The sequence below is a fragment of the Devosia subaequoris genome (assembly GCF_014197055.1).
Lineage (GTDB): Bacteria > Pseudomonadota > Alphaproteobacteria > Rhizobiales > Devosiaceae > Devosia > Devosia subaequoris.
The window spans coordinates 545,061-557,699 of record NZ_JACIEW010000001.1 but is presented as its reverse complement, the minus strand read 5'-3'; the positions used below and the strand labels follow the sequence as shown (position 1 = coordinate 557,699).

Annotated in this window: 8 protein-coding genes and 1 pseudogene; all 9 read left to right on the top strand. The window is 61.5% G+C overall.

From position 1 onward, the window contains the following. The first annotated feature begins 58 nt into the window (after nucleotides 1-58). Complete coding sequence (locus GGR20_RS02725) at nucleotides 59-1,045, top strand: ABC transporter permease (RefSeq protein ID WP_116588787.1); 987 nt, start codon at nucleotides 59-61, stop codon at nucleotides 1,043-1,045. Between the two features lie 10 nt (nucleotides 1,046-1,055). Further along, the gene (locus GGR20_RS02720) at nucleotides 1,056-2,189 is read left to right on the top strand and encodes an ABC transporter permease (protein ID WP_183309674.1); all 1,134 of its coding nucleotides are present in this window, start codon (nucleotides 1,056-1,058) and stop codon (nucleotides 2,187-2,189) included. Between the two features lie 4 nt (nucleotides 2,190-2,193). Beyond that, nucleotides 2,194-3,228, top strand: a complete 1,035-nt coding sequence (locus GGR20_RS02715; RefSeq protein ID WP_246349363.1) for an ABC transporter ATP-binding protein — start codon at nucleotides 2,194-2,196, stop codon at nucleotides 3,226-3,228. Then, nucleotides 3,221-4,285: an ABC transporter ATP-binding protein gene (locus GGR20_RS02710; RefSeq protein ID WP_183309673.1), complete on the top strand. Its 1,065-nt coding sequence runs from the start codon at nucleotides 3,221-3,223 to the stop codon at nucleotides 4,283-4,285. The genes GGR20_RS02715 and GGR20_RS02710 overlap by 8 nt, the downstream gene beginning before the upstream one ends. Continuing rightward, nucleotides 4,282-5,514 carry an HAD family hydrolase gene (locus GGR20_RS02705; RefSeq protein ID WP_253560000.1) on the top strand — a complete coding sequence of 411 codons (1,233 nt, stop codon included), beginning with the start codon at nucleotides 4,282-4,284 and terminating at the stop codon, nucleotides 5,512-5,514. Before GGR20_RS02710 ends, GGR20_RS02705 begins: the two co-directional genes overlap by 4 nt. A 20-nt stretch (nucleotides 5,515-5,534) precedes the next feature. Then, on the top strand, nucleotides 5,535-7,988 hold the full coding sequence (locus tag GGR20_RS02700) for a hypothetical protein (protein WP_183309672.1): 2,454 nt from the start codon (nucleotides 5,535-5,537) through the stop codon (nucleotides 7,986-7,988). Nucleotides 7,989-8,004: 16 nt separating this feature from the next. After that, nucleotides 8,005-11,112 (top strand): alpha-mannosidase, encoded by a 3,108-nt coding sequence (locus tag GGR20_RS02695; protein ID WP_246349362.1) that lies wholly within the window; start codon nucleotides 8,005-8,007, stop codon nucleotides 11,110-11,112. Continuing rightward, nucleotides 11,109-12,215 carry a CehA/McbA family metallohydrolase gene (locus GGR20_RS02690; RefSeq protein WP_183309670.1) on the top strand — a complete coding sequence of 369 codons (1,107 nt, stop codon included), beginning with the start codon at nucleotides 11,109-11,111 and terminating at the stop codon, nucleotides 12,213-12,215. The genes GGR20_RS02695 and GGR20_RS02690 overlap by 4 nt, the downstream gene beginning before the upstream one ends. Before the next feature lie 80 nt (nucleotides 12,216-12,295). Then, a pseudogene (locus GGR20_RS19205) lies at nucleotides 12,296-12,423 on the top strand (transposase); the annotation flags it as partial. Nucleotides 12,424-12,639 lie beyond the last annotated feature (216 nt).

Below are 12,639 nucleotides of genomic sequence, written 5' to 3'. Positions count from 1 at the left end.
CGTCCCGGCTTGCTGTGGCGTCATGTGAGGATGACGCCCGGCCTGGAGACCCCACACCATGCTCGCATTTATCGGCAACCGCGCCCTTCTGGCGATTCCGACGCTGATCTTCATCTCGTTCATTTCGTTCGTGATCATTCAGCTTCCGCCCGGCGACTATGTCACCGCCTATGCCGCGCAATTGCGCCATGCCGGAGAGTACATCTCGCCGCTGCAGGAAGAGATGATGCGCGACCAGTTCGGGCTCAACGACCCGATGATCGTGCAATATTGGCGCTGGATCAGCGATATCGTGCTGCGCGGCGATTTCGGCTATTCACTGGAGTGGAATGCACCGGTTTCGACCCTGATCTGGGACAGGCTGATGCTGACCCTGGCGATATCCTCGGCGAGTCTGGTGCTGACCTGGGCAATTGCCATCCCTGTCGGCGTCTATTCGGCGTCGCGGCAATATTCGTTTCTGGATCACCTGTTCACGGTGTTCGGCTTTCTGGGCAAAGGCATTCCGGACTTCCTGCTGGCCCTGATCCTGATGTGGTTGGCCTTCGCCTATCTCAACATGGATGTGGGCGGGCTGTTCTCGCCCGAATATCAGAATGCCCCCTGGAGCTTCGCCAAGCTCGGAAATCTCCTGAGCCACCTCTGGATTCCACTTGTCGTGCTCGCGACGGGCGGCGCAGCGGGACTGATCCGCGTGATGCGCGCCAACATGCTGGACGAGCTGGGTAAACCCTATGTTGAAACGGCATATGCACAGGGTTTGAGCGAAGCCCGCGTGGTCTGGACCTATCCGGTTCGCGTGGCGCTCAATCCGTTCATTTCGACCGTTGGCTGGGCCTTGCCGGCGCTGTTTTCCGGTGACGTGATCACGGCGGTTGTTCTCAACCTGCCTACTACCGGGCCGTTGTTGCTCCAGGCGCTCAAGATGCAGGACATGTATCTGGCGGGCAGCTTCATTCTTATCCTCAGCGTCTTCACCGTCGTGGGCACGCTGATCTCCGACATCCTGCTTGCGTGGTTCGACCCGCGCATCCGCAACGCGTGAGGGATTGGCCATGACCGATCAGACCATCAACTCGACCGCTGCGCCTGCCAAGGACCGCAAGGAAGATCTCTATACTGCCACGCCGGCGCAACTCATCTGGCGCCGCTTTTCCAAACACGCCCTGGCTGTGGTGTCGCTGTGGTTCCTAGTCATTCTTGCACTGTGCGCCTTGTTCGCGGACATGGTGGCGCCCTATGCGCCATTCGAGGTGCAGCGCTTAAGGACGCTGGCGCCGCCTACGGGCATACACCTGTTCCATGAAGGCAAGTTCGTCGGCCCCTTCGTCTATGGCCTGTCGCGCGAGCGGGACGCCGAAACGGCGCGGGTCATCTACGAGACGGACCCGGAAACCGTGCTGCCAATCCGGCTGTTCCATCAAGGCGACGACTACAATTTCTTTGGCCTGTTTCAGTCCAATATTCACCTGTTCGGCGTCGATGACAGGCGGCAGCAGATCAACCTGCTCGGGACCGACGATCTGGGGCGCGATGTGTTCTCGCGGCTGATGCATGGCGGCCGGGTGACGCTGTCGGCCGGATTGATCGGGGTGATCTTCGCCTTTGTGCTCGGCCTGACGCTGGGTTCGATCTCGGGCTATTTTGGTGGCTGGATCGACAACTCCATCCAACGCCTGATGGAACTGATCCGGTCGGTGCCCACGATCCCGCTATGGATGGGGCTGGCGGCGGCGCTGCCCATCGCGTGGGATCCTATCGTGGTCTATGTGCTGATAACGCTGATCCTGGCTTTGATCGGCTGGACGCATTTGGCGCGCGTGGTGCGCGGGCAGTTCCTGGCCATTCGCAATGAGGACTATGTGATGGCGGCCCGGCTGGCCGGGGCAACCGAATACCGCATCATCACCAAGCACATGCTGCCCTCGATGACCTCCTATATCATTGCGGCGCTGACCCTGGCCGTTCCAGAAATGATCCTGGGCGAAACCGCGCTGAGCTTCCTCGGTCTGGGCCTGCGGCCGCCGGTGGTAAGCTGGGGCGTGCTGCTGCAGGATGCCCAGAACCTGCGTTCAATCTCGCTGGCCCCCTGGTTGCTTTCGCCGGGCGCGGCGGTGGTTCTCACTGTCCTGGCCTTCAATTTCCTCGGCGATGGCCTGCGCGATGCAGCCGACCCCTATGGGCAATAAGACCATGACCAAAACCAACATGCCCCCAGAGCGGCTGCTCGATGTCGACAATGTCCAGGTCCACTTCCCCTTGCGCGAAGGGTTGGTGAAGGCGGTGGACGGCGTTTCCTATCATGTCAACAAGGGCGAAGTGCTTGGGATCGTCGGGGAATCGGGGTCGGGCAAGTCGATCACCGCGCGTTCCATTATGCGGTTGCTGCCCAAAAGGGCGGTCGATGCCGGCGGACGGGTGCAGATGCAATTGCGCTCCGGGGAGCATTTCGAGCTTTCCTCTTATGGCCGCAACAGCCGCGCGATCCGGCAGGTGCGCGGCAAGCATATTGGCATGATCTTCCAGGAGCCGATGACGGCGCTGTCGCCGGTTCACACGATCGGCAGTCAGATCATGCGTACGGTGCAACTCCACATGGGGATGAGCCGGTCCGCCGCGCGGGCGCGGGCCATTGACCTGTTGGCCAAGGTGCAGATGCCGCGGCCCGAGCAATTGGTCGATGCCTATCCGCACCAGCTTTCGGGCGGCATGCGCCAGCGCGCCATGATCGCTCTGGCTATTTCCTGCGATCCGGCGCTTCTGATCGCCGATGAGCCCACCACGGCGCTCGATGTGACGACGGAAGCGCAAATCCTGGAACTGCTCAAGCAGCTGCAGTCCGAGCTGGGCATGGCGATCATCTTCATCACCCACAATTTCGGGGTGGTGGCCGACATCGCCGACCGGGTGTCGGTGATGTATCTGGGGCGTATTGTCGAAACCGCGACGGTCGACGATATCTTCTATGCCCCGAAGCACCCCTATACCCAGGCCCTGCTGCGCTCGATCCCGCGGCTGGGGGTCGATCAGGGACGTCGCTTGCCGACCATCCCGGGCATGGTACCGGATCCATTCAGCGTGCCGCCTGGCTGTGCCTTCAACCCCCGTTGCAGCCATGCGCTGGCCGGGTTGTGTGACGTGCAGGAACCTCCGGAAAAACGCTTCGGTAGCCAGATGTCGCGCTGCCACATCGCAGACCAGTTTGCTCAGGAGCCCGTTCATGCCTGAAGCTGCCATGTCCCACTCGACGCCGCAGGCCGGCGAAATGCCCGAAGATGTGCTGATCTCGGTGCGCCGGCTGAAGAAATACTTCCCCATCCAGGCCGGCTGGATGAAAAAGACCGTGGGGCACATCAAAGCCATCGACGATGTCTCGCTCGATATCCGCAAGGGAGAGACTTTCGGCCTGGTCGGGGAATCAGGCTCGGGCAAGTCGACCGTGGCGCGCCTGATGCTACGGGCCTATGACCTCACCGATGGGCAGATCCTGTTTCGGGGAGGCAATGGGGAAGTCATTGATCTCTCGGACCTGACGGACCGGCAGATGCGCACTATGCGGCGCGAGATGCAGATGATCTTTCAAGATCCCTATTCCTCGCTCAACCCGCGTATGACGCTCCTGCAATTGGTGGGCGAGCCCATGTTGATCCACGGTGTGGGCAGCCAGGGCGAAATCCGCGACCGGGTGGCCGAATTGTTGCAGGTGGTCGGGCTGCGTCCTGAATATATCAACCGCTATCCGCACGCCTTTTCCGGAGGGCAGCGCCAGCGCATCGGTATTGCCCGGGCATTGGCGCTTAACCCGAGCTTTATCGCTGCTGACGAGGCGGTTTCGGCGCTGGACGTTTCGGTGGCGGCGCAAAACATCAATCTGATGCAGGACCTGCAGGAAAAGTTTGGCCTGACTTACCTGTTCATCACCCACGATCTGGGCATGGTGGAGCATATCTCGGATCGGGTGGGCGTGATGTATCTGGGGCGGTTGATGGAGACTGCCCCGACCGACCAGCTATTCGCCAAGCCGTTGCACCCTTATACCGAAGCGCTGATGGCAGCAGTTCCGCAGCCCGATCCGCGCGGCAATCGCACCCGCAAGCGTGTGCCGCTCAAGGGTGAGATTGCCAATGCTGCCAATCCGCCCAAGGGATGCACATTTCACCCGCGTTGCCCCTATGCCCAGCCGGTGTGCGGCACCGACGAACCCGCGCTGCGCGCGGTGGCCGGTGGGCGGCAGGTCCGCTGCCATTTCGCGGAGGAGTTGACGCTGACCGGAGTGACGACGTGAGCGCAGATCTGCCGTTAAGTGACGCGGAAATCGCCGCCAGATTTGCGCCGGTCTTCATGCTGGACAGCAATGAGCCCTATCTGCCGGTGGCGCTCGGGCAGACCGTGTTGCGCAACGTGGCCCCCTCGCCCTCGTCCAAGTTCACGATCGAGCCCGCTGGCGAGCTTACCATCGAATATGCGGTCTACTACGACTGGGATATCGGCCACCTCTACGACCTCGAACATGTCTGGGTGCATGTCGATCATTCGGGTGCAGTCATACGCGTGGACGCCTCCTCCCATGGCGGCCGGCTGGTCATGGATGCTGGCGCAGGCTCTGCCCAGATGTCGCATGGCCGGCCGGTGATCTATGTTGAAGCTGGAAAGCATGCACACTGGGCCAGCCCGGACCACATGGATGCCGGATCACGTCGTCGTCTGGAGGCGGTTTGCGGCCCGCTGGCAGGCGAAGAGGGCGTGCATCTGGGCAATGACTTCGCCAAATCGGGCAAGTATGCCGCCTCGGCGGCGGATCACCGCCGTGCTCGGCTCAAGATGCAGGGTGACGCCTTTGTGCCGGCTCACGCCTACCGCCGGTTCGAAACGGATCTGCCGATCCTGCCGTGGCCCGAGCTTGCGGCCGAGATTCCCAAGCGGGTCAAGAGCGAACTGGCAAGGCTCTCCGAGCAACTGCCCCATTTTGGTGCGATCCTGCTCGATTGCGGCGACACGCTCGTGGACGAGCGCACCGAGATCAAGGAGCCGGGGAGTGAGGTGGTGCTGCGAGGTGATCTTATCCCTGGCGCGGCGGAAATGATGCATGCGCTCAAGGACGCGGGGCACAAGCTGGTACTGGTGGCCGACGGTCCGCGCCAGACCTTCATGAATGTTCTAAGCCAGCACGGCCTGTGGGATCTGTTCGATGCCCATGTGATCTCCGGCGATGTCGGCGTGCTAAAGCCCGACGCGCGCATGTTTGACGCCGCGCTGGAGGCCGCAGGCCTCACGCGCGCTGACGCCTGGCGTTGCGTGATGGTGGGCAACAACCTTTCCAGGGACATCAAGGGCGCCAATCGGCTGGGGATAACCTCGGTCTTCATGGCGTGGTCGAGCCTTCGTCCCCATGCGCCCGCCGATGCTGACGAGGTGCCGGACTACAGAATTTCGGCACCTGCCGAACTGCCGGCCCTGCTTGAGCGGCTTGAGGCATTGCTGCCTTACCGGCTGCCGACCACACATTTCGTCTGACCGTTTCATCAAGGTTTTTCATGTCGTGCCCTTTGCTGACCATCGCCCGCGGCGACAGTCTGACCGCCTGGGAATTGTCCGAGGTTGAAGCCGAGTATTTTCCGGGGGAGCCCGCTACAGCGAGCGATCCGCAGGACTACAAATATGTCAACGGCTTTGTGGATGTCGGTGACTTGCCCTGCCGGGTTGCGACCTGGCGAGACGTCGCCAAGCGCAGCGTGACGTTGCGCACCGACTGGCCAGTTGAAGCGCTTTATCTTCCCGGCAACAACCGCCGCGTCGAGTTCAGCCAGTTCCGACACCGGCCGACGCGCCTGGCGCGCTGGTGCCGCACGCGGGTTGCTGCGTCGAGGGACCGGTATTGCTCGTTCGAGCTACGAACCCGGGGCGGGGTGCACATCTGGGTCGATGGAGAGTTGGCCGGGCGCTTTGAACCGTTCACACGCAATGCGGATCAGCGCAGCGTGGTGCATCTGCCCATCAAGGCAGGTGGCAGCGAGATCATCGTGCTAACCGAGGACATGGCAGAGCGAGATACCAACTGGTTCTTCGAACTGGTGCTGCTCGACGATGTGACGCTGGATGTATATTTGCCGGGCGCAAGCCTGGGAGACCACGTCGAGACATTGCGCGGGCTATCAGCCCAGGTGCGTACACGCGGCGACGTGGTGACAGCTGACGACGAGTTGACGCTGCTGTTCGACACGCCAGCCGGCACGCCCGTGCGTATTCGCGCCGTGATTGCCACGACCTCGCACACCAGGGCAGTGTTGCTCGATGCAGTCTATGATTTGCCTGCAGGCGCGACCGAGATAGCGCTATGCAGCGGGCACGACCTGCCGCAAGGCTATCACGTACTGCAACTTACTTTTCTGGCCGGTGATAGTGTGGTGGAGCGCACGATCGGGTGTGCTGTTCTGCACCAGACCTCGGCCAAGCGACTTGGGGGCGACCTGGCTGACCGCAAAAAGCAGGCGCTCGAACACGCCATTGCTTATGGCGAGAACCGAATGGGGTTGGTTGTCGCCCTGCTCGAAGGTGGCGAGACGGACGACCCGCGGATCGCTGGCATCGTCGAGGAGACACTGCTGGCTATGGCGGAACGGCGGGACTGTGCCGATTTCGTTGCGGTGCCGTTGCTTTGGGTCTGGATACGCTACCGGGACGCGTTGCCTGCAAATCTGCAGACGCGTATTCGGCAAGCCGTGCTCGATTTCCGCTATTGGGTAGACGAGCCGGGCAATGACGCCATGTGGTTCTGGAGTGAGAACCACGCATTGTGTTTTCACGTCGCACAAATGCTGGCCGGGCAGAGTTTTGCCCAAGATACATTTTCGGCTTCTGGCCGGACTGGGACGGCGCAAGCGGAATTGGCCGCCGGGCGACTGGCGCGCTGGTTCGAAGCGGTTGAAGAAGACGGGCTCGCGGAATGGAATTCAGCTGCCTATTACCCAGTGGACTTCATTGGCCTGCTGACATTGGCAGAGCTTGGGCCACCGGACCTGGCAGATCGCGCTCGGGCCATGTGCGACCGGATCTTTACTATGGTTGCGCTCCACACGCTCGAAGGCGTGCCAGCGGGCTCGATGGGGCGGGCCTATGACAAGGAATTGCGGGCGGGGCCGCTGACCGAGTTGGCGCCTTTTGCTGCCGTTGCCTTTGGCCAGGGATGGCTCAACAAGGGCGTCGCATCGCTGCCGCTGTTTGCGGCGGGTCGCTATGAACCGCCCGAGGGGCTTGCGCGCTACGCCTGGCTGGACCCGGGGCAGGTCGTTTCAGCGCGCTATTTGCAGGGTTACGGGCCGGCAGCAGAGCTGGGCCTGTACAAAACGCGCGATGTCCAGCTGTCCACCAATAGTGGCGCCAAAGCGGGCGGGCATGGTCATCAGCAGCATGTGCTCGACCTGCGTTTTGCCAGTCACCCGATGGCCCGTGCCTGGATCAATCACCCCGGCGAGGACGATCCCTGGGGCCAGCAGCGCCCATCATACTGGGCCGGGAATGGCACGCTGCCGCGCGTTGGTCAGCATGGTAACGCTGCTTTGCTGCAATACCGACCGGGTAGCGAAGCGCGCCTGAACTTCACCCACGCCTTTGCCGCCCGGGCTGGCCTCATCCATCACCATCACGACGATCTGCTGGTGCTGGAGGGTGGCGATGGACTGGTGGCCCTCAAGGCAACCGGTGCATTGCAGGCGATCAAGGAGGGGCCCGCAGAGGGACTTGAATACCGTTGCAATGGACCGCTACAGGGATGGGCCGTTGTCGTTGCCCAGGGCGAATCCCTTTCGGACTTTGTCCATCGAATGGGGCAATGCCGACTGCATTTCGATGGCAAAAACGCGCTGGTGTTTGAAGGACCTGGGTCAGCGCAACTGCGCCTGGACTGGCAGCAGGGGCTGCTGGTCGACTTCGTCCCGCAACCGCCGCCGGCTCACGGCGTCACCCCAGACATCACGATCAGCACTCATTAGCGGCAGGATGAAGCCTATGCGTTTCAAAAAACTGGATCACCTTCTCCGTCGCCTGCGCGCACATATCTTCACGGAGATCGTCGCGGATTTGCCACTGCGCTTCCGGCGCGGCCTGCCTGAGCAGCGCGCCGATATTGTGATGGAGGACCCGCAGGACTGGGAGGCGGTTGGTCCCGATCTGGTTTGGGGTGAGCCGGAGAGCTATTTCTGGTTCGCGACGCGCTTTGCAATGCCGGAGGCGGCCAACGGGCAGCGGGTATTTCTCAAGGTCAATGCGCAGTTTGGCAATACGCGTGGCCGCTCGGACCCGCAATGCCTGGTGCGGGTCAATGGCCGGATTGCTCAGGGGGCCGATGGCAATCACCAGGAGGTGCTGCTAAGCACCGCCGCACAGGCGGGCGAAACCTACGACATTCTGCTCGAAGCGGGGACCATCGAGGACCGACGGCAATACGGCATGTCGTTCTCGTTGCTGGCGCATGACGCACTGGTCGAGAAGGTGTTCTACGATCTATCCGTGCCGCTCGATGTGGCGCGCCTGCTGGCCGAGGACGATCCGCGACGGCACCATATTGTCAATCGCGTTGATGCGGCGCTGGCACAAATCGACTTCCGGCCCGGCGATGCGGCACGATTTGCGGCCTCGCTTGAACGGGCCCAGGCGATAGCCGAGGAAATTTATGCGGCCAGGGATTTCGGGGACAAACCGGTCATCACGGTTACCGGCCACACCCATATCGATGTCGCATGGCTCTGGCGCGTGCGCGAAACCCGTCAGAAGATGGCTCGGTCAATGTCGACGGCCCTGGCTCTGATGGAGCAATATCCCGACTACCGCTTCATGTATAATCAGGGCGTGCTGCTGGACTATCTGGCTCAGGACTACCCCGAAATCTTCGAGCGGGTTCAGAAGCAGGTCGAGGCGGGCAAGTTCGAGATCGAAGGGGCGCTTTGGCTCGAGCCCGACGCCAATATCACCAGTGGCGAGTCCTTTGCCCGGCATATTCTGCACGGTGTGGCCTATCACGAAGAAACTTTCGGGGTGACGCCGCGTGTGTTCTGGCTCCCGGATACGTTCGGTTATTCTGCTGCGCTGCCGCAGATGATGAAGCTGGCCGACGTCGATATGTTCGTTACCCACAAGATGAGCTGGAACGACACCAATCGCATGCCCAACGAGACCTTCCACTGGCAGGGGATCGATGGCAGCACCGTGGCCGCCTATTTCATGACCACCCAGCCCTACACAGCGACAGGTTTTGGCACGACATACAATGCCGACATCAAGCCGACTTTTGTCATGGGAACGTGGAAGCGCCATGCGCAACAGTCGCTCAACAATGAACTCTTCATGGTTTATGGCCATGGCGATGGTGGCGGTGGGCCCACCCGCGAGATGCTGGAGAATATCCGCCGCATGGAAAAGGGCATCCCTGGCTGCCCGGCCGTCCGGCATGAGCACATGCGGCCCTATTTCGAGCGGCTTCTGAAGCGCATGGCCGAGCGTCCGGGGGACTATCCAACCTGGGTGGGGGAACTCTATCTCGAATATCACCGCGGCACGCTGACCTCGGTGGCCAAGAACAAGCGCAACAATCGTCTTGCCGAACAGACGCTGCGCGAACTCGAGGTGTTGGCCGTTTTGGCGCAAGAGCGTCTCGGGCTGCCGTATCCCGGGGCGCAGCTGCACGCGCTTTGGCGCATCGTGCTGCTCAATCAGTTCCACGACATTCTGCCCGGAACCTCGATCGGCGGTGTGTTCGATGACAGCGATCGCGATTATGAGCAGTTTTTTGAAATTGCCGAGCAGCTGCGCGGTGAACTGACAGGTGCACGGGCGGGCAAAGGTCGCTTTGGCGTGCTCAACGCATTGGGCAGGCCGCGCGATGGCCTGCTCGAATTCGACGCTGAACAGCCGTCCTGCCTGACGATTGACGGCCGGTCGATCGCCAGCCAAGTCATTCATCGGGCCGATGGTCGGACACGACAGGGCGTGCTGGTCAAAGACCTGCCGGCAACAAGCGTCATAAGCGTTGAGCGCGCAACCGGTGACCACGCAAGCGGCAATGGCGGGCTGGATGTCTCCGCGCATCATCTCGAAAACGGGATGATTGCAGCCCGCTTCGACGACAAGGGGCATCTGGTGTCCCTATTCGACAAGCGGCGTGGGCGAGAGACGATCAAGCCAGGACAGGCGGCGAACCGGCTGCAGGCCTATCGGGACATGCCGGTCGAATATGACGCCTGGGACATTGATGACAGTTTCGAGGATCAGGTCTGGGAGATCGACGATCTGGTCAGCGCCGAGGTCGTTGAAACTGGCCCGCACCGGGCCGCGATCCGCTTCGAATGGCGCTACGAGCAGTCCCGCATCGTGCAGATCGTCGCCCTTGGTGCCGACAGCGATCAGCTCGACTTCGACAATTGTGTTGACTGGCATGAGCACGATACGCTGGTGAAGGTTGCGTTCCCGCTCGACGTGCTGGCCCAGGAGAGTACGGCGGAGATCCAGTACGGTCATGTCCGGCGTCCCAGCCATGCCAATACGTCATGGGATCAGGCGCGTTTCGAGACCGTCATGCATCGCTGGGTCGATGTTTCCGAACCCGATTTCGGCGTCGCGTTCGTCAACGACTGCAAATACGGCTATGACGTGCGTGGCAGCACGGTTCGCCTGACACTGCTCAAGTCGCCGGTCTATCCATGGCCCGAGGCCGATCAGGGCGAACACCATTTCCGCTATGCGGCCATTGTGCATCATGGCCTGCTGGCCAGTGATATTCCCGCCCGCGCCGAAGCCTATAATCTGCCACTGAGGCTGATGGCGGGGCAGGGGAGCGAGGCCGCGTCTTGTCCGCTGCTTGAGCTGGACGGACAGGGAGTGACGTTGGAGGCGCTCAAGCGTAGCGAGGACGGTGCCGGCTTGATCGCTCGCATTTGGGAAACGCACGGACACAGCAGCACTGTGAGCGTACGCCTGCCCGACGGCACAAGGCAGGCGGAGATCGTCAATCTGCTCGAACGCGATCCACGGCCTCTGACGATCGAAGATGGCAAGGTCCAGCTGGCACTCACCCCGTTCCAGATTCTGACCCTCAAGCTGGAGACGGGAGTACGCGCATGATCCCGGCTATCCCCACTTCGCTTCCGCCGCTTCCGGCTCGGGAAGGGGTCTGGCTCAAGGGTGACTGGCATCTGCATTCCCGGCACAGCACCGATTCATCCAACAACCCGATCGGCAAGATCATCGGCTTTGCCGAGAGTCAGGGTTTTGACTACCTCGCCATCACCGACCACGACGTTCATGTCATGGGCGCGGTGGCTAGCCATACCTGGGCCGACCCCGAACTCAGATCAGACAATCTGCTGTTGTTCCACGGGGCCGAGCTAACCGCCAATCGCGGTCACATCAATATTCTCTCGACTGGTCCTTATGACCACCAGCGGGTGTTCGACCACCGTGATGATCGGGATTGGAACCTGCTTGCCCTCAAACGCGAACTGGGCGTGCATTTCTCAGCCAATCACCCCAGCACGAAGAACCATTACGGCTTTTCGTTCGACCTTGCGGATTCGGTGGAGATCTGGAACGGCAGCGTCTGGCCCAAGAATGTCCCCGGCGTTCGCATCTGGGACGATATGCTTAAATCGGGGCGCATGCTGGGGGGGCGGGGCGGCAGTGACGCCCATCACGGCGTGCCCGATGCGCCCGAATTGACCACACCCCACTCCATCGAGGCGACAGCCAACTATGTCGGTACACCGACGACCTGGGTCTATGCGCGGGAGCGCACCAAACAGGCCGTGCTGGAAGCCATGGCGGCGGGACGCGCGTCTGTCAGCGCCAATCCGTTCAATCCGCGTGTCGAACTGGTCGCCGATCACGATGGGGACGGGGTGATGGACATGATGATGGGCGACAATGTCAAACCGACTGGTGCGCCGGTGACCTTCGAGGTGCGCCTGGTCGGCGGCGGCATCGATAGGGCGAGCTATCGCGTGCGGGTGGTGCGCAATCGGGACGAATTTGCGACGTTGATTACCGACCCTGAGACGCGCAGTGTTCGCTTCGTTGACACTCCCGGCACAGGCGAACGCAATTATTATCGCGTCGAGATCGAAGGGCCGCAGACCCCCTATCCGGCGGTGCCCAACTCCATGGCACTGAGTCAGAACATGGTCGCCCTCTCCAATCCCCTCTACTTCAACTACAACCCGGCGTTCTAGAGCTTCCGCCTTCACAAGCTTTGAATAGTCCCTAGATTTGTAGACGCCTTCTTCTCTAGTTTTGAGGCAATCAGGCCTATATGGGCAAAGGCAATTTCAGCGACGAGTTCAAACGTGACGCGGTGCGTCAGATCACCGAGCGAGGGTATCCGGTTTCGGAGGTGTCGCAGCGTCTTGGGGGTGAGTGTCCATTCGCTCTACGCGTGGCGTAAGACGTACGCCTCTGATGTCGGCAAGGGCGATGAACAGTCCGAGGAGATCCGGCTGCTGAAGCGAGAACTGGCGCGGGTCACCGAGGAGCGCGACATCCTAAAAAAGCGGCCGCGTACGTTCCTTTGTGCCCACTAAGCGCTGAAGCTCAGCGGGCACCTTGAGGCGAGCGCAGCAAACAGAGCCGCGAACTATGAGGTTGGAGCCGGTGGGC

What these genes read in the sequence shown, in the direction of transcription:
- GGR20_RS02695 (WP_246349362.1), top strand. Translation starts at nt 8,005, where the DNA reads ATGCGTTTCAAAAAACTGGATCACCTTCTCCGTCGCCTGCGCGCACAT.
- GGR20_RS02715 (WP_246349363.1), top strand. Translation starts at nt 2,194, where the DNA reads ATGACCAAAACCAACATGCCCCCAGAGCGGCTGCTCGATGTCGACAAT.
- GGR20_RS02700 (WP_183309672.1), top strand. Translation starts at nt 5,535, where the DNA reads ATGTCGTGCCCTTTGCTGACCATCGCCCGCGGCGACAGTCTGACCGCC.
- GGR20_RS02690 (WP_183309670.1), top strand. Translation starts at nt 11,109, where the DNA reads ATGATCCCGGCTATCCCCACTTCGCTTCCGCCGCTTCCGGCTCGGGAA.
- GGR20_RS02725 (WP_116588787.1), top strand. Translation starts at nt 59, where the DNA reads ATGCTCGCATTTATCGGCAACCGCGCCCTTCTGGCGATTCCGACGCTG.
- GGR20_RS02720 (WP_183309674.1), top strand. Translation starts at nt 1,056, where the DNA reads ATGACCGATCAGACCATCAACTCGACCGCTGCGCCTGCCAAGGACCGC.
- GGR20_RS02710 (WP_183309673.1), top strand. Translation starts at nt 3,221, where the DNA reads ATGCCTGAAGCTGCCATGTCCCACTCGACGCCGCAGGCCGGCGAAATG.